This is a genomic window from Paraburkholderia lebeckiae (assembly GCF_050436225.1).
GTDB lineage: Bacteria > Pseudomonadota > Gammaproteobacteria > Burkholderiales > Burkholderiaceae > Paraburkholderia > Paraburkholderia tuberum.
The window spans coordinates 2,987,276-3,011,948 of record NZ_JBNDLU010000002.1 but is presented as its reverse complement, the minus strand read 5'-3'; the positions used below and the strand labels follow the sequence as shown (position 1 = coordinate 3,011,948).

The following is a 24,673-nucleotide window of genomic DNA, read 5'->3' as shown; positions in this document are numbered from 1 at the left end:
CTCGACTCAGCAGTCGGAACGTTCACCGTCTTCCGCGACGTCATTCACCGCTGCCACCGGCAACACCGACTGCAGCGTGAACATCCCGGCCGCCAACGCCCGTTTATCGGCCGCCGTGAGCCGCTTGACCCAATACTCGGCGCTCGACGCGCTCGACCGGTCCGCCAGCTCGAACGACGCCAGCACCCGCACCGGCCTGCGCGAGCGCGTATAACGCGCGCCCGTGCCGCTCAGATGTTTGTCGAAGCGAGCAGCGACATCGGTCGCGATGCCGGTATAGACGCTGCCGTCCGAGCATTCGAGCAGATAGAGAAACCACGCCATAACCGCGCTTCTAGCCTTTGAATGGATTGTGTTCGCGCAGCTCGTCCACGTACGCGTGGATGCTGTTTTTTTCGTTATCGAGGAAATGGCCGACCGCATCGGCGAACGCCGGGTGCGCGAGCCAATGCGTCGAGCGCGTGACCGTGGGCAGAAAGCCGCGCGCCATCTTGTGCTCGCCCTGCGCGCCGCCTTCGAATGCGCCGAGCTTTTCTTCGATGCAGAATTCGAGCGGCTGATAGTACGCGGTTTCGAAGTGCAGGCACGGCACGTGTTCGAGCGCGCCCCAGTAGCGGCCATACAAGGTGCCGCCGGTTTTCTCGTCGCGCTGATAGACGACGAGCGAGCTCGCGATCGGCTTGCCTTCATATTCGGCGATCACGAGCAGCAGATTCTCCGGCATCGACGCGCCGATCATCCGGAAGAAATCGAGGTTCAGATACGGACTCGAAAAATGCTCGCGATAGGTTTGCCGATAGCACTTGCTGAAGAAGCGCCAGTCGGCATCCTCGATGTCTGCGCCGCGGATCCTTCGCATCGTGATGCCGGCCTCGTGCACCTTGCGCCGTTCGGCGCGGATGTTCTTGCGCTTCTTCTGTTCGAGCGTCGACAGAAAGTCTTCGAAGTCGCGATAGCCGTCGTTGAGCCAGTGAAACTGCACGCCTTCGCGTTGCATCATGCCGATATCGGTGAGCGCGTCCGCTTCGCTCTGCGTCGGAAACAGCACATGCAGCGACGACACCTCGGCCTGCTCGGCGAACGCCATCAACGTGGCCGCGAGATGGCGCAACGCATGCTCGTTCGCCGACAGCAGCCGGTTGCCCTGTACCGGCGTGAAGGGCACCGCGCACAGCAGCTTCGGGTAATAGGGCAGGCCGTTGCGCTTGTACGCGTCGGCCCAGGCCCAGTCGAACACGTACTCGCCGTACGAGTGTCCCTTCAGATAGACGGGCGCCGCCGCCGCGAGCATGCCCGTGCGCGCGTCGGTCAGCGTGACGAATTGCGGCGCCCAACCGGTGTCGGGAACCGCGCATTGCGTCGCGTTGAGCGCGCTCAGAAACTCGTGCCGCAAAAACGGCGTGGGCTGCGGCTGCGCGGCGAGGAGGGCGTTCCACTCGGCGGCGTCCACCTCGGAGGGCGATGCCAGAATGCCCGTGCGATAATCGATACGTTGCTGGTTCAATCTGAGTGACTGTGTGCAATGACCGGCGCGGCGCCGTGAAACTGAAGCTGCCACGTCGTTCGTTGAGTTGGTTTATCCGGTTTGTTCAATCCCGTCGAGCCATCGAGCCGCGGTACCGCGAGCCGTGAAGGCTTGCCTGTCGATCCTGCCATGAAGACCCGAATCGCTCTTGCTCAAATCAATGTCACCGTCGGCGACTTCGCCGGCAACGTCGCGAAGATCGTCGCCGCCGCGCGCGCCGCGCACAGCGATGGTGCGAAGCTGCTGGTCGCGCCTGAACTCGCGCTGTCGGGTTATCCGCCCGAAGACCTGCTGCTGCGCCCCGCGTTCTACACCGCGAGCGCGGCCGCGTTGGCCGATCTCGCCGCACAGTTGAAGCCGTTCACCGGTCTGCATGTGATCGTCGGCCATCCGCTGCGCGACGGGTCGGACAACCTCGCGCACCGCCCGGCGAACGGCCATGGTAATGCAAACGCGCCGATCGAGCGCGGCTTGCCGCCAGTCGATACGTTCAATGCGGCATCGCTGATCGTCGACGGCGAAGTGAAGGGCACCTATCGCAAGCAGGATCTGCCGAACACCGAGGTGTTCGACGAGAAACGCTACTTCGCCTCCGACCCGCAGCCTTTCGTGTTCGAACTCGCTGGCGTCAAGTACGGTGTCGTGATCTGCGAGGACGCGTGGCATGCGTCGGCCGCGCAGATGGCAAAGGCCGCGGGAGCGCAGGTGCTGCTGATTCCGAACGGCTCGCCGTACCACCTGAACAAGGAAGCGGTGCGCTTCGACATCCTGCGCGCGCGCATTCGCGAGACCGGTATTCCGATGGTCTACGTGAACATGGTCGGCGCCCAGGACGAACTCGTGTTCGATGGCGGTTCGTTCGTGCTCGACGCGCGGGGCGAACTCGTCGCGAAGCTCGCGCAGTTCGAGGAAGCCACGGCGATCGTCGAGTTCGACGACGGCACGCCGCTGGCGGCCGCGATCGCGCCGGAGCAGTCGATCGAAGCGCAGGTCTACGCGGCGCTCGTCATGGGTGTGCGCGACTACATCGGCAAGAACGGTTTTCCTGGTGCTTTGATCGGTCTGTCGGGCGGCGTCGATTCGGCGCTTGTGCTGGCCGTTGCATGCGATGCGCTCGGCGCCGACAAGGTACGCGCGGTGATGATGCCGTCGCGCTACACGGCCGATATCTCGACCAGCGACGCCGCCGAGATGGCGCGCCGCGTCGGCGTGCGTTACGACGAGATCGCGATCGCGCCGATGTTCGACGCGTTCCGCGGCTCGCTCGCCGAAGAGTTCGCGGGCCGCGCCGAAGATGCGACCGAAGAGAACATTCAGGCGCGCATTCGCGGCACGCTGCTGATGGCGCTGTCGAACAAGTTCGGCTCGATCGTGCTGACCACCGGCAACAAGAGCGAGATGGCGGTCGGCTATTGCACGCTGTACGGCGACATGGCCGGCGGCTTCGCGGTGATCAAGGACATCGCGAAGACGCTCGTGTACCGGCTGTGCCGCTATCGCAACGCGGCCACCACGTTTGCGACGCGCGAGGTGATTCCCGAGCGGATTCTGACGCGCGCGCCGTCCGCTGAGCTGCGCGAGAACCAGACCGACCAGGACAGCCTGCCCGAATACGAAGTACTCGACGCGATCATGCGCATGTATATGGAGGAGGACCGTTCGCTCGCGGAGATCATCGCGGCGGGTTATCAGGTCGACGACGTGAAGCGCGTCACGCGCCTGATCAAGATCAACGAGTACAAGCGCCGTCAGGCGCCGATCGGCATTCGCGTCACGCATCGCGCGTTCGGCCGCGACTGGCGTTATCCGATCACGTCGCGCTACACCGAACCGGTGGAGTGAAAGACGACATCCGCGCGCGGATGCCGCAATGCATCCGGCGCGGCGTAGAATAAAAATCATCCTTTCCCTTTCCACTCTTCCCATCAAGAGACGAGGTTCGCCATGAAGCGCATCACCGCAGTCATCAAACCGTTCAAACTCGACGAAGTGCGCGAGGCGCTCGCGGAAGTCGGCCTCACCGGCCTGACCGTTACCGAGGTCAAGGGGTTCGGCCGCCAGAAGGGGCATACCGAGCTCTATCGTGGTGCGGAATACGTGGTCGACTTTCTGCCGAAAGTGAAGATCGAAGTCGTGGTCGCGGACAACCAGTGCGATCAGGTCATCGACGCGATCATCGGCGCGGCGCGTACCGGCAAGATCGGCGACGGCAAGATCTTCGTCTCGGACGTCGAGCGCGTGATCCGAATCCGTACCGGCGAAGAGAACGAAGCAGCGGTATAAGCCGACGCAATCACGCACCGGCCCGGTGCGCGCAACGGCAAAAACCGTGCGCCGAATAAAAAACGGTGCAATACCCTTGCGGATATCGCACCGATACGCGCCTCTCGCAGCAGCGTGAAAAAGATTCTCTCGAAGAAATTCGTGTTACACCCCGAGGGATGACCCTCGGGGCGCACCGTTCGATTAGAACGAGTGCTGGATACCTGCGTACACGCCGCTTTGCTGGCGGCCTTGCAGCGGGTTGTCCGTTGCAGCGGCGAAGCCCGCATTGTTCGCGTTCAGACCGAAGTTAGCATTACGGCTGTTGCGCACCGTCGCGGCCTGCAGATCGAGCAGCGTGCGCTTCGACAGGTTGTACGAACCGCCAACCGTGTAGATCGTCGCATTGCCCGCGCCGTTGTTGCCGTTCACGTGGTAGACCGCCGCGATCAGTGCTGCAGCCGGCGTTGCCTGCCACGTCACACCGCCCCATTCGTGATTGAGCGTGGTCGGCTGACCGGGCAGAACGCCCGTAGCGCCTGCCGAACGGACCGCCTGGTAAGCAGCCTGAATCTTGAACTGGCCGAGGAACACGTTCAGCAGAGCGGAGTACTCGCGCGATGCAGCGAATACGCCGTTGGCCGTGTTAGCCGTATTGATACCGTTGTTGGCGACCGGGCCACCCCACAACTGGCCGTTCGCCGGGTTGCGGATTTCGTCGTACAGACCGCGGACCTGGAAGAGCGACGTCGTGTAGGTGATCTGCGCGCCAGCTTCGCGACCTTGCGGCGTCGAGCCGTTACCGTTCCAGCTCGTCGCGTTCGACAGCGCGTACTGACCGTAGAAGTCAAAGCCTGCGATCTTCGGCGACTGGTACGCGAAGTTGTTGCTCGACTGCGGCCAGTTGCGGCCACGCACCAGCGATGCCGACGACCAGTTCGACTGACCGAACGGGTCGAAGTCCCACACGCCGTTCGAGATGAAGAGCATGCGGCCCATCGTGAACGTACCGTACTGGTTGTTCGAAATACCGACCGTTGCCCAGCGATTGAAGAGACCGCCGCCGCCAGGACCTGCGCCCGTCATCGTGTTGAACGAGCCTTCCAACTGGAACAGGATCTTGTTGCCGGCGCCGATGTCCTCGACACCCTTCATGCCCCACAGGCTGGTGCCCCAGTCGCCGCTTTCCGCCTTGAAGCGGTTCGAGCTGGTGTTGGCCGCGCCGTTGGCGTTAGCGCCGGTCGGGACGCCCGACATGTACTCGAGACCTGCATCCAAACGGCCATACAGCGTGACGCTACTCTGAGCGTGTGCAACAACGCCGGCCGACATCAGCGCGGCGACGAGCAAAGCTTTCTTCATCTTCTCCTCCATACCCTGTCAAAAAAGAAACCCAGTACTGCGAGTGGTGTTCGGACGCGATAAGCACCGAACAGAAAGCGGTACCAGGGAGAGTGGCGGGTGGATAGGGATTCTCCTGTCATGACATGTAGCGTCGAGCTATCTTTGCATCATGCCGATCCCACGCCGACCGGTTCTCCTCTGTGTTTTGAAGTGAAACTACTTTTAATCAACTTTGTTTTGCTACTTTGGTTACCAATTTATCAAAAATAACTTTAACTGGAAGAAGAAATTAGTACCGTCCATAAGGGGTGTCGCCAAATTGCAATACGAATGCGCGCCGGCACCCGAAGCAGTTCCTCGGGAAAAGGCGCAAAGCCTTGTTCGGCAAGGAAATCGCGGCCTGCAAGGGGGCGCATTAAGGATTGCCACTATTGACGAGTCAAAAGTGGCAGGGTAGGGCGAAAACTTGGCCCGAATGGCCCGTTTTTTGGGATTTTCGGCGCTTTTTCGTCGTTCGAATGGCCGGGTGGAAGGACGTGGCAGAAACGCAAAAGGCGCTCGTAAGCGCCTTGTAAAACTACATTGACTACATTTGCGATGCCGTTCGCATCATAAGTGGCGGGTAATTTTATTACTTGAGACTGCCCGACAGGAACTGCTTCAGACGTTCGCTCTTCGTGTTCCTGAACACTTCGTCGGGATGGCCTTCTTCCTCGACGCGGCCCTGGTGCAGAAACATCACGTGGTTCGACACGTTGCGCGCGAAGCCCATTTCGTGAGTGACGACGATCATCGTGCGGCCTTCCTCGGCGAGCTTCTGCATTACCTTCAGCACTTCGCCGACGAGCTCCGGGTCGAGCGCGGAGGTCGGCTCGTCGAACAGCATCACGTCGGGGTGCATCGCCAGCGCCCGCGCGATCGCGACACGCTGCTGCTGGCCGCCCGACAGATGCGACGGATACTGCTTCTCGAGACGCGGCGCGAGACCGACCTTCTCCAGATATTCGCGCGCGCGGTCCTCGGCTTCCTTGCGCTTCAGCCCGAGCACATGCACCGGCGCCTCGATGATGTTCTCGAGCACATTCATGTGCGACCACAGATTGAAGTGCTGGAACACCATCGAAAGCTTCGTGCGCACGCGCTGCAACTGCTTCGGGTCCGACACGCGCAACGCGCCGTTCCTGGCGGTCTGCGTGCGCACTTCCTCGCCGTCGACGAAAATGCGCCCCGCGTTCGGCTGTTCGAGAAAGTTGATGCAGCGGAGCATCGTGCTCTTGCCCGAACCGGACGAACCGATCACGCTGATCACGTCGCCGGCATTGGCTTTCAGCGACACGCCCTTGAGGACTTCGTTGTCGCCGTACTTTTTGTGAAGCTCGTCGACGAAGAGCTTCTGCTTCTTGGAGTTCATCAGGATCCTTAACGAGCTTGCTTGTCCAGGGACGCGCAGTTACTTGCCTTGCGGCCGCAGGTAAGCGAGCCAGCGACGCTCGGCGCGGCGGAACAGCCACACGAGCGCGAAAGAAATACACAGATACAGCAGCGCGGCGATGCCGAACGCATTGAACGACTGGTACGTCGCGGAGTTCACGTCGCGCGCGATCTTCAGGATGTCCGGCACCGTGGCCGTGAACGCGACGGTGGTCGCGTGCAGCATCAGGATCACTTCGTTGCTGTAGTAGGGCAGTGCGCGGCGCAGCGCCGACGGCAGAATCACGCGCCGGTACAGCGTGAACGACGACATACCGTACGCGCGCGCCGCTTCGATCTCGCCGTAGGGCGTCGCCTTGATCGCGCCCGCGAAGATTTCGGTCGTGTACGCGCAGGTATTCAGCGTGAACGCGAGCAGCGTGCAGTGCATGCCGTCGCGGAAGAACGCGTTGGTCAGCTCGTTGTTGCGGATGATCTCGAGGCTGTAGAGACCCGTGTAGCACAGCAGCAGCTGCACGTAGAGCGGCGTGCCGCGGAAGATGTACGTATAGAGCCACACGAGGCCCGCGAGCCATTTCTTCTTCGACACGCGCGCGACCGCGAGCGGCACCGACAGACAGAAGCCCAGGCCGATCGACACGACCAGCAGCCACAACGTGATCGCGACACCGGTGAAGCGATAGCCGTCGGTGAACAGATAGTTGCGCCAGTATTGCTGAATGATCTCGATCATAGATCCGCCTTTCGCACGCCGGTCGAGTAACGCTTTTCGAGGTACATCAGCACGAAGTTCGACACTGTGGTGATGACGAGATAGATCGCCCCCGCGAGCAGGGTAAAGAAGAAGAACCGCAAGGTACCCTTGCCGGCGTCCTGCGAGGCCTTGACGACGTCGGCGAGACCGATGATCGACACGAGCGCCGTCGCCTTGACCATCACCTGCCAGTTATTGCCGATGCCCGGCAGCGCGAAGCGCATCATTTGCGGGAACATCACGCGCGAGAACACCTGCCAGCTCGTCATGCCGTAGGCGGCGCCCGCTTCGAGCTGACCGCGCGGCACCGCGATAAACGCGCCGCGGAACGTCTCGGTGAAGTACGCGCCGTAGATGAAGCCGAGCACCGCGACGCCGGCCACGAACGGGTCGATGTCGATCTGCTCCCAGCCTAACGCGTCGGTCAGGTTGTTCAGCCAGATCTGGATGCTATAGAACAGCAGCAGCATCAGCACGAGATCGGGCACGCCGCGCACGAGCGTCGTATACACGGTGCCGATGCCGTTCGACAGACGGTTCTTCGACAATTTCGCCGCCGCGCCGAGCAGGCCGAGCACGAACGCGAGCGCGAGCGAGAACACCGCCAGCTTGACGGTTTGCCAGGTGCCGCTGAGAAGCAGCGGGCCGTAGCCTTGAAGGAACATAGGTAGTCCACGACGATGCGCTTCTCGCGCACCGCGAAAGACGCGGTCCACGTAGCGCCGCGTCGGGGACGAGCGCCTGGCTCGCCGTGATCCGCGGCGCACAGCGTACCGCTGTGCAAATCATGCTGCAGAAACGTTGGTGCTCCTGCAGCGCGCTTGTGGGACTTTCGTCTCGGATTGTTTTGAATCTACTGCCTGGCGTCGCCACCTTCGTTGCCGCTTTCACTGCCACCGGCACGAGCCGGCTTACCACGCAGTATCCTGCCTGTTTCGCTCAACGGCCAGGATAAATGTCGAAATCGAAGTACTGCTTTTCGAGCTTCTTGAACGTGCCGTCCTGATGAACCTCGGCGAGCGCCTGATTGAACTTCGCCTTCAGCTCGGCATCGCCCTTGCGCAGACCGATCGCAGTGCCTTCGCCGATCGTCTGCGGATCCTTCACTTCCGGACCGGCCCAGGAGAACCCTTTGCCGCGCGGCGTCTTCAGAAAGCCGGCGTCGGCCTGCACTTCGTCCTGCAGCGCGGCGTCGAGGCGCCCCGACGCGAGATCCGCGTACGCCTGGTCCTGATTCTGGTACGACACGACGAGCACGCCCTTCGGCTCCCACCAGGCCTTGGCGTACTGTTCCTGCGTCGAACCCTGCTCGACGCCGACGTGCTTGCCTTTCAGCGATTCAGGGGTGGGCAGAAGCGGCGAACCGGTTTTCGCAATCATGCGGGCCGGCGCGTCGAACATCTTGTCGGAGAAGTCGATCTGCTCGCGGCGCTTGTCGGTGACGCTCAGCGAGGAAACGATCGCGTCAAACTTGCGAGCTTTCAGCGCCGGGATGATGCCATCGAGATCCTGCGTGACCCACACGCACTTCACGTTCATCTTCGCGCACAGCGCGCGGGTCAGATCGGCATCGAAACCGACGATGTCGCCATTAGGCGCCTTCGATTCGAACGGCGGATAACTGGCGTCGACCCCGATGCGCACCGTTTTCCATTCTTTCGCCATCGCGCCGGTGGCCATGACTGCCAGAGCCACGCACAGTGCGAACTTCTTCATGTTTCTCCTGAATCAAACTGATCGTCGTGATGACACGACTCGACGAGCGCCGGCCGAGGGCAGACGGTCGCTATTCTAGGCGGTCAAAATTGCCGTGCCGCAGGGATTGTCGCCGCGCTCTGGTCGTCCTTGCGCGGGCGGTTCGTCCGACGTGGCGCGCCGGTCGGGCGCGTTCGGTGCTTATCGGGCGCGGCTCGCACGGTTTGGTGCCGAGTCGAAGCCCGTCGCGCACCGGTTGCGGCCCGCCCGCCGAGGCTTGCCGGCGCGGCCTGCACGTCCCGCGGGACGTCCACGCGGCTTGAAAAGCGCGGTATTTTACCCGAACAGCGGCAAGCTGCCAGCGCAGCTCGGCATCGAGCGGCAAGACGCCGTGCAACGCGTTGTGCGTGGGCGACGCCGGCGCGGTTTTGCGGGCGCCGGGCTGCCGGGCGTCGGGCTGTCCGCGCAATAGGCTCGCCGGTCGCGCCGCCCGCGCGATTGCATGCAGCGATGGAACGCTGCGGTGCGGTCGCGCACGATTGTTATGGGGGGGCGCAACCCCTACATTCCCAACATCGCTCTGATTGACTACTTACCGGGAGACTTTCCATGATCGAGATTCGCCGCTCCGCAGAACGCGGTCACGCCAACCACGGCTGGCTCGACTCGTATCACAGCTTCTCGTTTGCCGATTACCGCGACCCCGAGCACGTGCACTTCGGGCCGCTGCGCGTGATTAACGAAGACCGCATCGCCGGCGGTCAGGGTTTCGGCGCGCACGGGCATCGCGACATGGAGATCGTCACGTATGTGCTCGAAGGCGCGCTTGCGCATCGCGACAGCATGGGCAATGGCTCGACGATCCGTCCCGGCGACGTGCAGCGCATGAGCGCGGGCACCGGCGTGCAGCATAGCGAGTTCAACGCGTCGCGCGACGAACTCGCGCACTTGCTGCAGATCTGGATCATCCCGCGCCGCGCGGGCGACCAGCCCGGCTACGAGGAAAAGCGCTTTGACGCCGACAGCAAGCGCGGCCGCCTGCGCGTGATCGCGTCGCCCGACGGCCGCGACGGCTCGGTGACGATCCATGCGGACGCGTCGATCTACGCGGGACTGTTCGACGGCGCCGAACACGCGACGTTCGCGCTGCCGGCGGGGCGCCTCGGCTATCTGCACGTCGCGCGCGGCACGCTGAGCGTGAACGGCACGGTGCTCGAGGCGGGCGATGCCGCGAAGCTCAGCGACGTCGACACGGTGACGCTGGAAAAGGGCGACGACGCGGAAGTGCTGCTGTTCGATCTGGGTCAGTTGAACGGCTGATTCAAGCAGTTGATTCGCGCGGGCCGCCGATCGGGCAGCGAGCAGCGCCAAACAGCAACGCCACGGAAAACATCTTCCGTGGCGTTTTTCTATTAGCGAGGCGCCCTCCCTGGCCCGCCTCCCGGATGCAACGCGCCGCTTATTGATTGGCGGCCGGCGCCGACGCCGCGCCCTTGTGATGCTCCCAGCGCTCGCGCATCTTCTCGTGACGCTGCTCCATCCGCGCGAAGCGCTGCTTCAGCGCCGTGCTGACGGTGGTCTTCTGCTGGTCGTTCAGGCCGTTATAGAACTTCAGCCACGCGTCGGTGGTTTGCTGACGCAGTTGCGCGTCCTTCTGCTCGATCTGCTGATGCGTCGCGGCCATCGCGTTCAGGTCCAGGATCGGCTGTTGCTGTGCGGCCTTGAACTGATCTTGAACCTGCTTGTGGTTGGCGCGCATCGCTTCGTGGTTCTGCTTCATCGTATCGAGCGCGTTTTGCCACAGCTTTTCCTGATCCGCGTTCAGCTTCAGCTGGTCGTGGAGTTGGGTCAGTTCCTTCATGAAATGGCCATGCCAGCCGCCGGGCCCGCCGTGCGCCTGCTCGGCGGGTTGGGCGGCGTAAGCGGCGCCCGCGCCGATGGCGAGAGCGGTGGCAGCAACGGCGAGAACGCGCGACATCTTTTTGGTGGACATATGAGGCTCCTTGTAATGGAATAGCCGACGAAGCAACCGGTCTTTGGACTGCCTGCACTCGGTAAGGCACAGCGTAGAGAACCGCGTGCGCCGCCGTGTTACGCGCCCGGACGCCGCTATTACCAGCAATTACGTGTGGCTTTCACCGTAACACCCGGTAACCCTTCAGACCGTTTGGAAAACGAAATCCCTTTTGGCTGCGCGTTAAACTTCATTCCATGGCTACTCAAATTCTGGTCGTCGACGACGACGTCGAACTGCGCGATCTGTTGCGCGACTATCTCGCCCGTCAGGGCATCGAAGTTTCAGTGCTGCACGACGCGGGCTCGCTCGAACGGCGCCTCGAGCGCGAGCGCCCCGACCTCATCGTGCTGGACCTGATGATGCCAGGCGTGGACGGCCTCACCGCGCTGCGCAAGCTGCGCGCGTCGGGCGACGATATCCCCGTCATCATGCTGACCGCGCGTGCGGACGACGTCGATCGTATCGTCGGGCTCGAACTCGGCGCGGACGATTACCTCGGCAAACCGTTCAATCCGCGCGAACTGCTCGCGCGCGTGCAGGCGGTGCTGCGGCGGCGCCGCACGCTGCCGTCGGCGGCCGCGCCCGAGCAGCGCGAGCCGTTCAGCTTCGGCCGCTTCACGCTGGATTTCCAGTCGCGTACGCTGCATCTCGAAGACAAGCCGCTCACGCTGTCGGGCAGCGAGTTCGCGCTGCTGAAGATTTTCGTCAATCACCCCATGCGCACGCTCACGCGCGAGCGCCTGCTGGAACTGCTGCACGGTCCCGAGTACGACGGCACCGACCGCGGCATCGACGTGCAGGTGTGGCGCCTGCGTCGCATTCTCGAAACCGATCCATCCACGCCGCGCTTCATCCAGACCGTGCGCGGCCGTGGTTACGTGTTCGTGCCGGACGGCGAGCAGCATGCGTCGGCCCATTGATTCGCTGTTCGGGCGGCTTGCGCTGCTCGTCGTCGCGGTGCTGTTGCTGTCGCATTTCGCGTGGTATGCGCTGATGCGACTCGAACGTTCGCAACTGCAAACGCGCTACGCGGTCGAGGAAGCGACCTTCCTCGTCGACGCGGTGCGTCAGCACGTCGCCCGCACACCGGATCAACCGCTGCCGTCGCGTGTGAAGCTGGTCGATCCGGCGAGCCCGGACGTGCCGGCGGCCAGCGCTAACATGCCGCCGCCGCTCGTGCGTTTCGTCGAGGACGTGCGCGACCGCATGCCGGCCGACACCCAGGTGCGCGTCGGTCCGCCCGGCGCTCCGCCCACGCTATGGGTGCGCGCCGCGACCGATCAGAACTGGATCGTCGTGCCGGTGCAGCCGCTGCGCATGCCGCGCTCGCTCGACCGCACGGTCTTGTGGCTCGTCATCATTTTCTCGTTTGCGGTGATGGCGGCGCTGTTCGCCGCGTGGGCGCTGCAGCGGCCGCTGCGCTTGCTCGCGCAGGCGGTGGCGCGCTTCGGTCGCGGGCTGCCGGTACCGCCGGTGCCCGAGCGCGGGCCGCGCGAGTTGCGGCAACTCACCCATGGCTTCAATCAAATGGTGCAGGAAGTCGCGCGTACCGAGAACGATCGTGCGGTGATGCTTGCCGGTGTCGCGCATGACCTGAAGACGCCGCTCGCGCGTCTGCGGCTGCGCGCCGAAATGATGGACGACGCGAAGACGCGCGACGGCGTCGTGCGCGACGTCGATTCGATGACGCATATCGTCGAGCAGTTCCTGCTGTTCGCGCACGACGGCGCGGACCGCAGCGAACCCGTGGAAGTGGATGCGCAGTGCGAGCGTGTCGTGCGCAGCTATCGGGCGGTGGCTGCCAGTGCGCCGACCGTGCGCACGGAACTGAACGCCGGGCCGTCATTTCTGCTGCCGGCGGCCACGCTCGACCGGATTCTGTCGAATCTGATCGACAACGCGCATGCGTATGGCGCGCCGCCGGTGGTCGTCGCGACCGCGCGCACACCGCAGGGCTTTACGCTATCAATTAGCGACAACGGCACGGGCATCGCCGCCCAGGACCTGATCAGCGCGAGCCGGCCGTTCGTGCGGCTCGATCCGGCGCGCGGCGGCAACGGCCATAGCGGCCTGGGCCTTGCGATCGTCGAGCGGCTCGTGCGGCGCGCGGGCGGTGAATGGGAAATCGGCAATCATGGCGGCCGCGGATTGCGGGTGTTGATGAGTTTTCCGTTCGACGTGTTGCCGCGGGTCGCGACCGCCTCGGAAATCGCCTGGTAGAAGCAGGGGTGTTGGAGTCGCGATGAGCGCGGGGCGTCGGCATCGCGAGCGGCGAGAGCTCAGTCCGAAAACAGCGTATTCAACGCGTTCGCCGTTTCGCTATCGACGGTATTCCATGTCACCGATTCCGCCTCGAAAATATAGTGCGTCGTATATTTGCCGAGACGCGCGAGTATTTCCTCCTGAATCAGGTCCGGCGCGACCTCCAGTTTCAGATACCACGCGGTCGACGACAGACGCGTCTGGAACGCACCGTATTCGGCGAGCAGATGGTCGAATGCATCAGCGTCGTGATCGCGACAGACGATCACCAGATTTCCCTTCATGCGAATCTCCCGTTAGTGCGGTGGTGACAATCCGATATCAGGATTGATGATACCTGCTTCGTTGCGGGAGGCTCGGCGTCGTCTTCAGCGCAGGTAGGGGGTCGGCGTGGGTTGGCTGAGCGGAGAGGGCGATACCGTCGCGCGCTGAATCTTTCGGCGAGCGCCAGGCATTCACCAGGCATTCACCGCCGTGCGCGTAGGCGGCGCCGTATCGTCGGGCCGCAGTGCTTCGGTGCGGTCGCGCCCGCCGGTCTTCGCCGCGTACAGCGCGGTATCGGCGCGGCTCATGAGGCGCTCGGGCAGATCGTCGGGCGACAGTTCGGTGATGCCGATGCTCACGCTCAGCCCCGCCGAGGCCGGCAGCTTCGGCGAGGGCACCGCTTTCAACCGCAGCCGCAGACGCTCGACGACCTCGCGCCCGCCCGTCAGATCGGTGGCCGGCAGCAGCAGGCCGAACTCTTCGCCGCCGAGCCGGCCGACCGCGTCGGAGCCACGCAGCTCGGCGCGACACGTATCGACGAAATGTTCGAGCGCGCGGTCGCCGGCGGCGTGGCCGAAGCGGTCGTTGATCTGCTTGAAGTGGTCGAGATCGGCGATCGCCATGCACAGCGGCTCGCGCCCCGCGTGCGCGCGATCGATCTCGTGGCGTAGCAGGTCGAGGAAATAGCGCCGCGACAGCGCGCCGGTCAACGCATCGTGCCGCGCCTCCGCCGACAGCAGCGTATTGGCCGACTGCAACTGCTCGGCGAGATCGCGTGTCGCGCGATGGTGGCGCCGCTCGCGCACGTAGGACACGGTGATCACCCACGCGAGCGCGACGGTGCCGGCCAGCGTCAAGAACACCAGCAGGTGGTCGCGCTTGTGGTTGCGCAGCAGCTCCGGCCACGCGGCGAGCGGATCGACCAGGTGCGCGGAGAGCCCCGAGTTCAGGCCGCCGCGGTTCTGATAGAGAGCCGGGGCCGGCCGTTCGATCATGCCGAACAGCTGCGCGGCGACCGACGCCGGCACCCACGGCGCCTGCTCACGCACTTGCGTGTCTTCGCGGATCAGCATGTCGGGGAACGTCTCCCGGCGGTAGACGATGCGCCGCTCGGCGGGGCTCATCAGCGTGACGCGCGAGTTCGGCAACGCGTGGCCTTCGAGCGCGCTGTTGTGCGCCATGATGATGACGCCGTTGTCGTCGGACACGAAGGTGCCCGCGTGCGCGACCCAGTGGCGCAACCGCGCGATGCCGACCTTCGCGACCACCGCGCCGACCAGCAGCCCGTCCGCGTACACCGGCGCGGCGATGAAGATGCCCGGCTCTCCGCTCGCGCGACCCACGCCGTAGGCTTCGGAGAATGCACCGAGCAGCGCGTTGGTCAGATAGCCGCGCGCGCGCATGTCCACGCCGACGAACGATTGCTGCGCGCCCTCGGGGTTCGACATCGTGCCGCTCGACGCGACGCAAATCCCGTTCGCGTTGACGATCCAGACCTGATCGAGCCCGGAGAAGCCCTGCGCTTCGTGCAGGAACCTGCTGACCGCGGCCATCTTCGGATCCTTGAGCAAGGCGGCCCGCAAGGCGGGTTCCGCCGCCTCGCCGTTCACGGCATAATTCTGCGATTGCACCAGGGCACGCTGGACCACGTCCATTTCGGCCATGGTTGCGGGGATGGCGCGGGACATCGCGAGATCGCTGGCAATCACTTCAGCCATGTTGTCGACGATCGACGTGGACATTTGCCGCTGCGTGCGCAACGCCGCGTCCAGCTCTTGCTGTACCATCCGGTCCGCGACCATGCCAGCCACGAACCAGCAGACGAGTACGATCAGCACGAAGCTGACCGGCCCGGCTACCTGGCGCAAGATTGTCCTGTTCATCGACCCTCTGATCCGTCTGGCTGTGACATGCAACTTGCTCGTTCGTGGGCAGCGCGCTCTCAACGCTGTGTCGTTATCTGCATCAGCTGCGGTTTCATCCCGTCGCGAGCGAGGCGCGCTGCGCCGTCGCCATGTCCGGGATGAACCGCTGGATAAACAGGTACGTCGTTTCCCGATTTTAACCGTCGCGGAGCACGATGCCACCGTTATTGCTGGGATGCCGCCTGCATATGCCGCGCCGATCAGGTTCTTAACGGCAGTCGCGCCGCTTTCTTGATAGCTGTGCGGGCCAATGGAGCGATCGAGCGACGACGGCCGGGGCGACGCGCCGATGTGGCTTGTGCGCCACGCCGCGAGACGGCCTCGCGACCTGTCACCCTGAAGTACGCGGCAGCAGGGTACGGTGCGGCGCGGCGACGCGTGCCGGGGCTTGCTGAAGCCTTACGCCACGGCCTCGCGGCGCCGCCTCGCAATTTGCGGCCAAAAGGTTGTGCCTGAAACATAGGATGGTGTAGTGTCGTGCCGTCCAAAACGAGGAAAGCCCGCCAGCCCTCGGGCGGCGCCTGCGGCGACAGGAGTTCGGCGTGATGGTTGTGGTCGTGGGCGACGCGTTCACGAACCTGTCCATTGCCGGCCCATGTGTCTCCAACGCTAACGATTTACCACGCACGCGCGTTTTGCCATGCCTGATTTCCGCTTTCCGGACCGACCCATAGACCGCCGCGGAGCAGCCGCGGCCTCCTTCGAGCGTTCGAATGCCTGTTTGAAGAGGGAGGGCATCTGATGGATTTCAGCTTCGACCTGAAGCGCACCGCCAATGCATCGGCATGGCGCGTGTTGCCCAACCGCTGGGACTTCGTCGCGTTCCCGCTGATCATCTGCCTGATCGCGATGGCGTCGATCGGCTTTCACGAGACGCTCGCGCCGATGTCGACGCTCAACACGCAGGCGATCTCGCTCGATCCGGCCAACCTGCCCGAGTACGCGATGCGCACCACGCTGCGCATGCTCGCGGCGATGGTCGCGTCGCTGATCTTCACGCTGGTCTACGGGACGCTGGCCGCCAAGAGCCGCCGCGCCGGTCTCGTGCTGGTGCCGATTCTGGACATCCTGCAGTCGGTGCCGGTGCTCGGCTACATCTCGTTCACGGTCACGTTCTTCCTCGCGATGTTCCCGGGCCGCGTGCTCGGCGCCGAACTCGCCGCGATCTTCGCGATCTTCACGAGCCAGGCGTGGAACATGACGTTCAGCTTCTATCAGTCGCTGCGCACGGTGCCGCGCGATCTCGACGAAGTCTCGCGCGGCTTTCATCTGACTTCATGGCAGCGCTTCTGGAAACTCGAAGTGCCTTTCTCGATGCCCGGCCTGATCTGGAACATGATGATGTCGATGTCGGGCGGCTGGTTCTTCGTCGTGGCTTCCGAGGCGATTACGGTCGGCAATAACACGATTAAGCTGCCGGGCATCGGCGCCTACCTGGCGCAGGCGATCAGCGACAAGAACCTGCACGCGATCGGCTGGGTCATCCTCGCGATGACGGTCGTGATTCTCGCCTACGACCAGTTGCTGTTCCGTCCGCTCGTCGCGTGGGCGGACAAGTTCCGCATGGAGTTCACGAGTTCGGGCGATGCGCCGGAATCGTGGCTGCTCGACCTGATCCGCCGCACGCGGCTGATTCACCGGTTGCTCGTGCCGCTGGGCTGGATGTTCGCGCGCGCGGCCCGGGTGCGCTTCCAACTGCCAGCGTTCAGCGCGCCGCGCTTTCACATCCCGCAGCGCGAGAAGAACTCGAAGCTCGGCGACATCGTCTGGGCGGCGATCGTGCTGCTCGCCACGGTGTATGTGGTGTACCGCGTGTTCCTGTATGTGCGTACTGGCGTGACGCTCGACGAGATCGGCCACGTGTTCGTGCTGGGCCTGATCACGCTCCTGCGCGTGGTCGTGCTGATCGCGATCGCTTCCGTGATCTGGGTGCCCGTCGGCGTGCTGATTGGCCTGCGCCCCGCGCTCGCGGAAAAGGTGCAGCCACTCGCGCAGTTCCTCGCGGCGTTCCCGGCGAACCTGCTGTTCCCGGTGTTCGTGATCGCGATCGTGCGCTTTCACCTGAATCCAGACATCTGGCTGTCGCCGCTGATCGTGCTCGGCACGCAGTGGTATATCCTGTTCAACGTGATTGCCGGTGCAAGCTCGTATCCGAACGACTACCGCGAGGCGGCCAAGAATTTCCACATTCGCGGCTGGCAGTGGTGGCGTCAGGCGATGCTGCCGGGTATTTTTCCGTACTACGTGACCGGCGCGATCACCGCGTCGGGCGGCGCGTGGAACGCAAGCATCGTTGCCGAGTTCGTGCAGTGGGGCGATACCAAGGTCGCCGCGCATGGCCTCGGCGCCTATATCGCGCAGACTACCGCGGCGGGCGACTATCCGAAGATCATCGTGGGCATCGCCGTGATGTCCCTGTTCGTGACCCTCTTCAACCGTCTGCTGTGGCGTCCGATGTACGCCTACGCCGAAGGCAAGCTCCGTCTAGATTGAGAAATGAAGGCTTAACGCGATGCAAAATCCTAAAGCTGCTATGACCGCCGCGCCGATCCAGACGCCGCCGAAGCCGCCGCGCCTCGGCGAGGAAATCCTGCGCGTGAAGGACGTGTGCCGCGGCTTCAACAAGACGCAGGGCGAACTGCTCGTCCTCGACGACGCGAATCTGTCGCTGCGCGAGGGCGAGATCGTCGGTCTGCTTGGCCGTTCGGGCTCGGGCAAGTCGACGCTGTTGCGCATCATCGCCGGTCTGATCGAGCCGACCGACGGCGAAGTCACGTACATGGGCAAGCCGCTCGCAGGTCCGGCGAAGGGTGTCGCGATGGTGTTCCAGACCTTCGCGCTGTTTCCGTGGCTGACCGTGCTGCAGAACGTGGAAGCGGGTCTCGAGGCGCAAGGCGTCGGCGCGTCGGAGCGGCGCACGCGCGCGCTCGCCGCGATCGACCTGATCGGCCTCGACGGTTTCGAAAACGCCTATCCGCGCGAGCTGTCGGGCGGCATGCGCCAGCGCGTCGGCTTTGCGCGCGCGCTCGTCGTCGATCCGACGCTGCTGCTGATGGACGAGCCGTTCTCCGCGCTCGACGTGCTGACCGCCGAAACGCTGCGTACCGACCTGCTCGATCTCTGGACTCAGGGGCGCATGCCGATCAAGGCGGTGCTGATCGTGACGCACAACATCGAGGAAGCGGTGTTCATGTGCGACCGCATTCTGGTGCTGTCGTCGAACCCGGGCCGCGTGATCGCCGAGATCAAGGTGCCGTTCAAGCATCCGCGCAACCGTCTGGACCCGGCATTCCGCCGCCTCGTCGACGAGATCTACGCGAAGATGACCGCGCGTCAGACCGACGAAAAGACCAAGAAGGGGCTGGAGCTCGGTAGCTGGCTGCCGCACGTGTCGACCAACCTGATGGCCGGTCTGATCGAAACGCTCGCCGCCGCGCCGTATCACGGCCGCGCGGACATGCCGGAAATCGCGCGCTCGCTGCATCTGGAGGTCGACGATCTGTTCCCGATCGCCGAAGTGCTGCAGCACCTCGGTTTCGCCGACGTGCGCGAGGGCGACATTTTCCTGACGCCGCCGGCGCGCGTGTTCTCCGAGTTCGGCACGCAGGAACGGAAGATGATGTTCGCCGAGCATCTGCTGCGGCACGTGCCGCTCGCGGCGCGGATCAAGAAGGTGTTGAACGAGCGGCCGGGACATCGCGCGCCGCGCGTGCGTTTCGAGCAGGAGCTCGAGGACTTCCTGTCGGACAGCGCGGCAGAAGAGACGCTCGACGCGGTCATCAACTGGGGCCGTTACGGCGAGATCTTTTCGTATAACGACCAGACTGAAATCTTCAGTCTGGAAGACGTGGAGTCTTAAGCCAAAGTTGCCGCGGAAACGACTGCGGTACAGATAAAAAAGCGGCGAGGAAAACCTCGCCGCTTTTTTATTGCAGATTGCCCCAGCGTGCAACCGCCGGCTCGGCCGTTGCCCACTTCCAACCCTTGTCCTGCTGGCACGCGCTCGCGGTGAACCACCTCTCGGGCGCATTCGGGCCGTCGCCGTCCTGCACCGAGAACACGAAATCCTTGCACAGCGCGAGCGCCGAGCTGAACGCGCGGGTCACGCGCACCTCGCCGTGGCCGTTTTCGATCGGCAAGGTGTGCTTGACCGACCACGGTTTCGTTTCGCCGACCGGCATCGTGCCGACCAGCGCCGCCATCAGATCCTGCTGATCCTTGTGCATGCTGCGCATGTAGCGCGCGACCGCTTCGTCGGTCGCGGCCTGCACGGCCACGCCGACGCCGAGCGCGACGGCCGGATTGCTGGTCACGAGGCCTGACGCGATACCCGCCGCCGCGCCGCTCGCCGCGCCGATCGACGCGCAGCCGCTCGCCAGCAGGCTCGCGCCGACGCATAGCGCGCCGGCCGCGATGAGCCGCATCCGATCACCCATCGGAACGCCAAGCGAACGAAATTTCATTGCAGCGCACCCCAGCGCTCGGTGGCGGGTTCGGCCGATGCCCAACGCCAGTCCTTACCATCACGGCACACCGATGCGATGTAGAACGCGCTGCTCGCGGGCTTGTCGCGCGTTGCGTTCTGATCGACGGAAAAGACGATTTCCTTGCAGTCGAGCGGGCCGGTGCTGATCAGACGGCTGACGGTCACGCGGCCGTGTTCGTCGTCTTCGATTGGGAAAGAGTGGGTGATGCTCCACGGGGCGACCGCGCCGACCTCGAGCGGACCGGCCGCCTGCGCGATGCTGTTCTGCGAATTCGTGTGGACCACGCGCTCCGAGTACTGCACACCCGCGCGCGCGGCGGCCACCGCGCCAAGACCGATACCGGTCGCGACCGCCGCATTGCTGGTGACCGTGTTGGCGACCGCGGCTCCCGCGACACCGGCGCCCGCGACCGCGCCTTCCGTGTACAACGAACTACAGCCGCTCAATGCCGACGACACCGCCAGCGCCAGCGCGATCAGCGCTGTTACGTGCGGGCGCTTGCCAGCGACGACGGACTTCGCGTTGACAGCCCACACCATGTTCTTTTGCATTTCTCCCATCCCTGCCCGTACAGGTGCCTGCGTTCACGCTTCGCGCGTGTAAACGAAGGACACGTCGTTTATTACGCTGCCGCATTGTGCAGGATGGGTTTTGTAATTGGCAGGGAAAAAATGCAAGAAATTGCAAAACATCGTGCGCTGCGATGTTTTCTGTTGCATGGATGGGCGGGCTTGCCTGGCTCTGCCAGGTATCTCGGACATCAGGTGAATTTGCCGTCGGCGTGAGACGTTGAGCAGGTGAATCCGGCGCCGCGAAACGCGCGGCGAAGGGTTCATGACGAACGACACAACAGCTGGCCGTCGCCATCGGCGGACGGCTCGCGTTGCACCGTGCCTATGAGTCGGCTTCGTCTTCCCCGCTTTCGTCGCCGTATGCGCTCAGCCGGTTGTACAGCGTTTTGAGGCTCACGCCGAGCGCTTTGGCAGCGCGCCGCTTGTCGCCGCCGCAGTACTTGAGGGTGCCGAGAATGATCTGCTTCTGCGCGTCGGCGAGCGGCGTGCCGATCCACACGCTCATCGCGTCGCCTTGCGTGACCGCTTTCTTGACTCGCGACGCAAGATGCGGATGCGGCAATTCAACCGTCTTTTCCGCGAGAATGAACGCGCGATACACGGCGTTCTTCAACTCGCGCACGTTGCCCGGCCACGACCATGAACGCAGCGTTTCGATCGAGCGTTTGCTGAAGCTCTTGTTGGTGCCTTCCTGCTGATTCAATTGCGCGAGGAAGTGTTGCGCGAGCAGTTCGCGATCGTTTTCGCGCTCGCGCAGCGGCGGCGCGCGCAGCGGAAACACCGCGAGCCGGTACATCAGATCCTCGCGCAAGCCGTTTTCCTTGACGGCCACCGCGGGGTCGCGATTGGTCGCGGCGATCACGCGCACGTTGCCGCTGATCAACTCGTTGCCGCCGACGCGATAGAACGTGCCGGTTTCGAGCGCGCGCAGCAGCTTGACCTGGCGCACCGGCGCCATTTCGGTGATTTCGTCCAGAAACAGCGTGCCGCCGTTCGCATGTTCGAAGTAGCCGACGCGGCCCTGGACCGCGCCGGTGAAGCTGCCTTTTTCGTGGCCAAACAGTTCGGCTTCGATCAGCTCATCGGGAATCGCGCCGCAGTTCACGGCGACGAACGCGCCGTCCTTGCGGCCACTGCGCTCGTGGATGGTGCGGGCGATCAGCTCCTTGCCGGTGCCCGATTCGCCGATGATCAGCGCGGTCGCGTCGGTATTGGCGACGCGTTCGATCTGCTCGTACAGATCGAGCATTACCGGCGACGAGCCGTACAGCAGCCCGTACGATTTCAGTCCCGCGACGGCGTCCGCGACGCGCTGCTTCGCCTGTGGCGAAGCATTGCCGCCGGCGGACACGGTGGGCGAGTCCAGATCGATTGACGCCATAAAAAGGGAAGTCCTGTGCAAATGGAGTTCGTGTTGCGGCGCGCAGGCCTTGAATGCGATAGACCGTACGGCCACTATCTCATAAAAGACGATTTAACCACTTCGACACTGATTCCGGCAATCGAACTGGCAGCCGCTGAAATAGCCGTGGGCGCAATCGGTCGAAAGTGCGCGAGATTGGCTTTATCAGTGCGCTGAAGCGGTAAATATACCGGGCACATGCATTGCCTCATTGACCGTTTGATCGAGTCGTGCGAGCTTTGATTGCTACGTCCCAGCGCCGCCGGCCAGCGCAAACCGGCAACCTGCATCGTGCGCCCGAAGCCCGAACTGTTGCACCGGTCGACGCACCGATTCCGCGGCAACTCACGAACGCCGAATCAGACGAGGAGTGAACGATGACTGACACCACCACGCAACAACTTGCACTCGGCGGACAGAAGATCGTCGAGGACCTTCGGGTGCTGCTGAGGGACTCCGAGGAAATGCTGCGGCTCGCCGCCAATGTGCCGGGCGAAGGTGTCGATGCCTTGCGCGACCGGCTCGGCACGCACGTGGAAACGCTGCAATCGGCGCTCGGCGATGCGCAACGCAACGTGCATCGCCGGTATCGCGAGGCGGCGGTCAGCACCGAGCACTATGTGCGCCATAACCCGTGGCGCTCGCTCGCGCTCGCGGCGGGCACCGGTTTTCTGCTCGGCGTGCTGGTCGCGCGTTAGACGCGGCGCACGCTTGGCACGGCTGCATTCATCCGCATCACGATCCAAGGAGTTCATGATGACACGACCCGCAATTGGTTTTTTTGGCGCATTGATGGCAATCGGCGGCTTCCTGGCGGTTCGCTACGTGCAACACAAACGCACGGGCCAGGTCTCACCGGCGCGCGAGCTGAGCCGCTGGGAAAACGAGGGCGGCGCGGTGGCGGCGCCGGCGACCTTGTCGACCGAACTGGCGCCCGCCTCGCACAGCGCCAACGGCTCGGGGCAGGTCAACGGCGAACCCCGCGCATGGCCGTTTCCGCGCGGCTGACGCGGTTCGCTCGAATCAAGCGGCCTGCGGCCGGCGCCTGGAACGGGATTGTTAAATGAACCTTATAAAGCCGTATAATAGATAAATTGACAACAATGACGCGGAAATCGGTGCGAACTTGCCCGTGATTGTTGCCGTTTTTCATCGAATGGTCGGCTGAACGGAACGCAGTCGATTCCGGGTCATGCAGCCGACCCGACCCAGCGGCATGCCCATTGGCATGTTCCGCATATTTTCTGACCCACGCTTGCAGGCTTTCGAAACGCGATGCCACATGTACTCATTGTCGATGACGACGCAGGTACCCGCGAGGCACTTTCCGCCGTCATCGGGGAAGACGGGCTGACCACCGCCACCGCGGGCGATCTGCGCGAAGCGCGTATTCAACTGATCCGGCAGATGCCGGACGTCGTATTCACCGACCTGAAGCTGCCCGACGGCAGCGGGGTCGATCTGTTCGAAGATCTCGATCCGCGCTCCGGCGTCGAAGTGATCGTGATCACCGGCCACGCGACGGTCGAGTCGGCGGTCAGCGCTCTGAAAATGGGCGCGGCCGACTACCTCGTGAAACCGATCAACATGCAGCGCGTGAAGTCGATCCTGTCGCGCCTGCCGCGCGCCGGCGACCTGAAGGCCGAAATCGGCACGCTGCGCGGCGAGTTGCGCCGCATGGGCCGCTTCGGTCTGATGCTCGGCAATTCGCCGGCTATGCAGGAGGTCTACGACCAGATCAGCCGCGTCGCGCCGACGGCGGCCTCGGTGATGCTCGTCGGCGAATCGGGCACCGGCAAGGAAGTTGCCGCGCAGACGCTGCACGAGCTGAGCCTGCGCCGCAAGCACGCGTTCCTCGCGGTCAACTGCGGCGCGATTTCGCCGAACCTGATCGAATCGGAAATGTTCGGCCACGAGCGCGGTTCGTTCACCGGCGCGGACCGGCAGCACAAGGGCTATTTCGAGCGCGCGAACGGCGGCACGCTGTTCCTCGACGAAATCACCGAGATGCCGATCGAGCTGCAGGTGAAGCTGCTGCGCGTGCTCGAGACCGGCATGTTCATGCGCGTAGGCACGACCAAGGAAATCGAAACCGACGTGCGTCTGATCGCGGCCACCAATCGCGATCCCGAGCAGGCGGTGCTCGAAGGCAAGCTGCGGCTCGATCTGTACCACCGGCTGAACGTGTTTCCGATCAGCCTGCCGCCGCTGCGCGATCGCGGCAAGGACGTCGAGCTACTCGCGCAGTCGTTCCTCGATGAGCTCAACGAGCGTCACGGCACGAAGAAGCATTTTCCTGTCGCGGTGAAGGAGATGCTGCTGTCGTATCCGTGGCCGGGCAATGTGCGCGAGCTGAAGAACTACGTGCAGCGCGCGCACATCATGTCGAGCGGGGATTCGGATAGCACGGCGACGGTGCCGTTGCAAATCACGCTGTCGAAGCCCGCGGCCGGCACCGCGATCACGATCCCGTTCGGCACCTCGCTCGCGGAAGCCGACCGTCAGTTGATTCTTGCGACGCTCGAGCAATGCGGCGGCGTGAAGACGCGGGCCGCGGAAATTCTCGGCATCAGCCTGAAGACCCTGTACAACCGGCTCGTCGAGTACGGCAACGATGCGCGCGACGACGGCGATCCCACCGACGAATCACGCGCACTCGGCGGCGCGGACGCCTGATCCGCGCTCGTTCGCACGTCATCCCCGTCCCCAGCATCCGCCCGCCCGGGCTTCCGG

24 protein-coding genes are annotated in these 24,673 nt (G+C 63.9%); 10 read left to right on the top strand and 14 right to left on the bottom strand.

The window, feature by feature from the left end:
* Positions 1–6: 6 nt before the first annotated feature.
* Together OKW45_RS28515 and OKW45_RS28510 are read right to left on the bottom strand one after the other, a co-directional pair.
* Complete coding sequence (locus tag OKW45_RS28515) at positions 7–324, bottom strand: GIY-YIG nuclease family protein (RefSeq protein ID WP_429472454.1); 318 nt, start codon at positions 322–324, stop codon at positions 7–9.
* 10 nt (positions 325–334) lie between these two features.
* Positions 335–1,504 carry a GNAT family N-acetyltransferase gene (locus tag OKW45_RS28510; protein ID WP_184021330.1) on the bottom strand — a complete coding sequence of 390 codons (1,170 nt, stop codon included), beginning with the start codon at positions 1,502–1,504 and terminating at the stop codon, positions 335–337.
* A gap of 150 nt (positions 1,505–1,654) precedes the next feature.
* Between OKW45_RS28510 and OKW45_RS28505 the strand changes: the two genes are divergently transcribed.
* Both OKW45_RS28505 and glnK read left to right on the top strand, forming a co-directional pair.
* Positions 1,655–3,367 (top strand): NAD+ synthase, encoded by a 1,713-nt coding sequence (locus tag OKW45_RS28505; RefSeq protein WP_429472452.1) that lies wholly within the window; start codon positions 1,655–1,657, stop codon positions 3,365–3,367.
* 102 nt (positions 3,368–3,469) lie between these two features.
* Entirely contained in the window at positions 3,470–3,808 is a 339-nt protein-coding gene (gene glnK, locus OKW45_RS28500; protein ID WP_018419771.1) for a P-II family nitrogen regulator, read from the top strand.
* A gap of 183 nt (positions 3,809–3,991) precedes the next feature.
* Here the strand turns inward: glnK and OKW45_RS28495 are convergent, their stop codons facing one another.
* From OKW45_RS28495 to OKW45_RS28475, 5 genes are all read right to left on the bottom strand, one after another.
* Positions 3,992–5,149 (bottom strand): porin, encoded by a 1,158-nt coding sequence (locus OKW45_RS28495; protein WP_429472450.1) that lies wholly within the window; start codon positions 5,147–5,149, stop codon positions 3,992–3,994.
* A 613-nt stretch (positions 5,150–5,762) separates the two neighbouring features.
* On the bottom strand, positions 5,763–6,542 hold the full coding sequence (locus tag OKW45_RS28490) for an ABC transporter ATP-binding protein (protein WP_018419773.1): 780 nt from the start codon (positions 6,540–6,542) through the stop codon (positions 5,763–5,765).
* 39 nt (positions 6,543–6,581) lie between these two features.
* The gene (locus OKW45_RS28485; RefSeq protein ID WP_018419774.1) at positions 6,582–7,295 is read right to left on the bottom strand and encodes an ABC transporter permease; all 714 of its coding nucleotides are present in this window, start codon (positions 7,293–7,295) and stop codon (positions 6,582–6,584) included.
* Positions 7,292–7,981, bottom strand: a complete 690-nt coding sequence (locus OKW45_RS28480) for an ABC transporter permease (RefSeq protein WP_184007926.1) — start codon at positions 7,979–7,981, stop codon at positions 7,292–7,294. The genes OKW45_RS28485 and OKW45_RS28480 overlap by 4 nt, the downstream gene beginning before the upstream one ends.
* Positions 7,982–8,255: 274 nt before the next feature.
* The gene (locus OKW45_RS28475) at positions 8,256–9,032 is read right to left on the bottom strand and encodes an ABC transporter substrate-binding protein (RefSeq protein WP_429472448.1); all 777 of its coding nucleotides are present in this window, start codon (positions 9,030–9,032) and stop codon (positions 8,256–8,258) included.
* Between the two features lie 588 nt (positions 9,033–9,620).
* Here OKW45_RS28475 and OKW45_RS28470 point away from each other — a divergent pair.
* Positions 9,621–10,331, top strand: a complete 711-nt coding sequence (locus OKW45_RS28470; RefSeq protein WP_018419778.1) for a pirin family protein — start codon at positions 9,621–9,623, stop codon at positions 10,329–10,331.
* A gap of 139 nt (positions 10,332–10,470) precedes the next feature.
* Here OKW45_RS28470 and OKW45_RS28465 read toward each other — a convergent pair whose 3' ends face one another.
* A complete protein-coding gene (locus OKW45_RS28465) occupies positions 10,471–11,004 on the bottom strand; it encodes a periplasmic heavy metal sensor (RefSeq protein WP_018419779.1) in 534 nt (177 codons plus the stop codon).
* Positions 11,005–11,222: 218 nt separating this feature from the next.
* Here OKW45_RS28465 and OKW45_RS28460 point away from each other — a divergent pair, with 218 nt between their 5' ends.
* On the top strand, positions 11,223–11,948 hold the full coding sequence (locus OKW45_RS28460) for a response regulator (protein ID WP_018419780.1): 726 nt from the start codon (positions 11,223–11,225) through the stop codon (positions 11,946–11,948).
* Positions 11,932–13,248 (top strand): ATP-binding protein, encoded by a 1,317-nt coding sequence (locus tag OKW45_RS28455; RefSeq protein WP_018419781.1) that lies wholly within the window; start codon positions 11,932–11,934, stop codon positions 13,246–13,248. The genes OKW45_RS28460 and OKW45_RS28455 overlap by 17 nt, the downstream gene beginning before the upstream one ends.
* Before the next feature lie 59 nt (positions 13,249–13,307).
* On the opposite strand, the gene OKW45_RS28450 is transcribed toward OKW45_RS28455, so the two are convergent.
* Positions 13,308–13,574: a hypothetical protein gene (locus OKW45_RS28450; RefSeq protein WP_429472446.1), complete on the bottom strand. Its 267-nt coding sequence runs from the start codon at positions 13,572–13,574 to the stop codon at positions 13,308–13,310.
* A 171-nt stretch (positions 13,575–13,745) separates the two neighbouring features.
* Complete coding sequence (locus tag OKW45_RS28445; protein ID WP_018419783.1) at positions 13,746–15,437, bottom strand: sensor domain-containing diguanylate cyclase; 1,692 nt, start codon at positions 15,435–15,437, stop codon at positions 13,746–13,748.
* A 783-nt stretch (positions 15,438–16,220) separates the two neighbouring features.
* On the opposite strand from OKW45_RS28445, the gene OKW45_RS28440 reads away from it, so the two are divergent.
* Positions 16,221–17,972: an ABC transporter permease gene (locus OKW45_RS28440; protein WP_018419784.1), complete on the top strand. Its 1,752-nt coding sequence runs from the start codon at positions 16,221–16,223 to the stop codon at positions 17,970–17,972.
* 19 nt (positions 17,973–17,991) lie between these two features.
* A complete protein-coding gene (locus OKW45_RS28435) occupies positions 17,992–19,338 on the top strand; it encodes an ABC transporter ATP-binding protein (RefSeq protein WP_026225663.1) in 1,347 nt (448 codons plus the stop codon).
* Between the two features lie 67 nt (positions 19,339–19,405).
* On the opposite strand, the gene OKW45_RS28430 is transcribed toward OKW45_RS28435, so the two are convergent.
* From OKW45_RS28430 to OKW45_RS28420, 3 genes are all read right to left on the bottom strand, one after another.
* Positions 19,406–19,942 (bottom strand): hypothetical protein, encoded by a 537-nt coding sequence (locus tag OKW45_RS28430; RefSeq protein ID WP_429472444.1) that lies wholly within the window; start codon positions 19,940–19,942, stop codon positions 19,406–19,408.
* Positions 19,939–20,517, bottom strand: coding sequence for a hypothetical protein (locus OKW45_RS28425; protein WP_429472442.1), 579 nt, complete (start codon positions 20,515–20,517; stop codon positions 19,939–19,941). Before OKW45_RS28425 ends, OKW45_RS28430 begins: the two co-directional genes overlap by 4 nt.
* A gap of 343 nt (positions 20,518–20,860) precedes the next feature.
* Positions 20,861–21,919, bottom strand: coding sequence for a sigma-54 interaction domain-containing protein (locus OKW45_RS28420; RefSeq protein ID WP_018419788.1), 1,059 nt, complete (start codon positions 21,917–21,919; stop codon positions 20,861–20,863).
* A 398-nt stretch (positions 21,920–22,317) separates the two neighbouring features.
* On the opposite strand from OKW45_RS28420, the gene OKW45_RS28415 reads away from it, so the two are divergent.
* Together OKW45_RS28415 and OKW45_RS28410 are read left to right on the top strand one after the other, a co-directional pair.
* Positions 22,318–22,638 (top strand): ElaB/YgaM/YqjD family protein, encoded by a 321-nt coding sequence (locus tag OKW45_RS28415; protein ID WP_184009493.1) that lies wholly within the window; start codon positions 22,318–22,320, stop codon positions 22,636–22,638.
* Positions 22,639–22,696: 58 nt separating this feature from the next.
* The gene (locus tag OKW45_RS28410) at positions 22,697–22,948 is read left to right on the top strand and encodes a hypothetical protein (RefSeq protein ID WP_429473379.1); all 252 of its coding nucleotides are present in this window, start codon (positions 22,697–22,699) and stop codon (positions 22,946–22,948) included.
* On the opposite strand, the gene OKW45_RS28405 is transcribed toward OKW45_RS28410, so the two are convergent.
* The gene (locus tag OKW45_RS28405) at positions 22,908–23,222 is read right to left on the bottom strand and encodes a hypothetical protein (protein ID WP_429472440.1); all 315 of its coding nucleotides are present in this window, start codon (positions 23,220–23,222) and stop codon (positions 22,908–22,910) included. The two genes, OKW45_RS28410 and OKW45_RS28405, sit on opposite strands and share 41 nt — an antisense overlap.
* Between OKW45_RS28405 and OKW45_RS28400 the strand changes: the two genes are divergently transcribed.
* Positions 23,216–24,616 (top strand): sigma-54-dependent transcriptional regulator, encoded by a 1,401-nt coding sequence (locus OKW45_RS28400; protein WP_429472439.1) that lies wholly within the window; start codon positions 23,216–23,218, stop codon positions 24,614–24,616. The genes OKW45_RS28405 and OKW45_RS28400 overlap by 7 nt on opposite strands.
* Positions 24,617–24,673: the final 57 nt, after the last annotated feature.

Excerpts from the sequence above, each read along its gene's own strand:
- OKW45_RS28515 (WP_429472454.1), bottom strand. The coding sequence starts at position 324 with ATGGCGTGGTTTCTCTATCTGCTCGAATGCTCGGACGGCAGCGTCTAT.
- OKW45_RS28505 (WP_429472452.1), top strand. The coding sequence starts at position 1,655 with ATGAAGACCCGAATCGCTCTTGCTCAAATCAATGTCACCGTCGGCGAC.
- glnK (WP_018419771.1), top strand. The coding sequence starts at position 3,470 with ATGAAGCGCATCACCGCAGTCATCAAACCGTTCAAACTCGACGAAGTG.
- OKW45_RS28495 (WP_429472450.1), bottom strand. The coding sequence starts at position 5,149 with ATGAAGAAAGCTTTGCTCGTCGCCGCGCTGATGTCGGCCGGCGTTGTT.
- OKW45_RS28490 (WP_018419773.1), bottom strand. The coding sequence starts at position 6,542 with ATGAACTCCAAGAAGCAGAAGCTCTTCGTCGACGAGCTTCACAAAAAG.
- OKW45_RS28485 (WP_018419774.1), bottom strand. The coding sequence starts at position 7,295 with ATGATCGAGATCATTCAGCAATACTGGCGCAACTATCTGTTCACCGAC.
- OKW45_RS28480 (WP_184007926.1), bottom strand. The coding sequence starts at position 7,981 with ATGTTCCTTCAAGGCTACGGCCCGCTGCTTCTCAGCGGCACCTGGCAA.
- OKW45_RS28475 (WP_429472448.1), bottom strand. The coding sequence starts at position 9,032 with ATGAAGAAGTTCGCACTGTGCGTGGCTCTGGCAGTCATGGCCACCGGC.
- OKW45_RS28470 (WP_018419778.1), top strand. The coding sequence starts at position 9,621 with ATGATCGAGATTCGCCGCTCCGCAGAACGCGGTCACGCCAACCACGGC.
- OKW45_RS28465 (WP_018419779.1), bottom strand. The coding sequence starts at position 11,004 with ATGTCCACCAAAAAGATGTCGCGCGTTCTCGCCGTTGCTGCCACCGCT.
- OKW45_RS28460 (WP_018419780.1), top strand. The coding sequence starts at position 11,223 with ATGGCTACTCAAATTCTGGTCGTCGACGACGACGTCGAACTGCGCGAT.
- OKW45_RS28455 (WP_018419781.1), top strand. The coding sequence starts at position 11,932 with ATGCGTCGGCCCATTGATTCGCTGTTCGGGCGGCTTGCGCTGCTCGTC.
- OKW45_RS28450 (WP_429472446.1), bottom strand. The coding sequence starts at position 13,574 with ATGAAGGGAAATCTGGTGATCGTCTGTCGCGATCACGACGCTGATGCA.
- OKW45_RS28445 (WP_018419783.1), bottom strand. The coding sequence starts at position 15,437 with ATGAACAGGACAATCTTGCGCCAGGTAGCCGGGCCGGTCAGCTTCGTG.
- OKW45_RS28440 (WP_018419784.1), top strand. The coding sequence starts at position 16,221 with ATGGATTTCAGCTTCGACCTGAAGCGCACCGCCAATGCATCGGCATGG.
- OKW45_RS28435 (WP_026225663.1), top strand. The coding sequence starts at position 17,992 with ATGCAAAATCCTAAAGCTGCTATGACCGCCGCGCCGATCCAGACGCCG.
- OKW45_RS28430 (WP_429472444.1), bottom strand. The coding sequence starts at position 19,942 with ATGAAATTTCGTTCGCTTGGCGTTCCGATGGGTGATCGGATGCGGCTC.
- OKW45_RS28425 (WP_429472442.1), bottom strand. The coding sequence starts at position 20,517 with ATGCAAAAGAACATGGTGTGGGCTGTCAACGCGAAGTCCGTCGTCGCT.
- OKW45_RS28420 (WP_018419788.1), bottom strand. The coding sequence starts at position 21,919 with ATGGCGTCAATCGATCTGGACTCGCCCACCGTGTCCGCCGGCGGCAAT.
- OKW45_RS28415 (WP_184009493.1), top strand. The coding sequence starts at position 22,318 with ATGACTGACACCACCACGCAACAACTTGCACTCGGCGGACAGAAGATC.
- OKW45_RS28410 (WP_429473379.1), top strand. The coding sequence starts at position 22,697 with ATGACACGACCCGCAATTGGTTTTTTTGGCGCATTGATGGCAATCGGC.
- OKW45_RS28400 (WP_429472439.1), top strand. The coding sequence starts at position 23,216 with ATGCCACATGTACTCATTGTCGATGACGACGCAGGTACCCGCGAGGCA.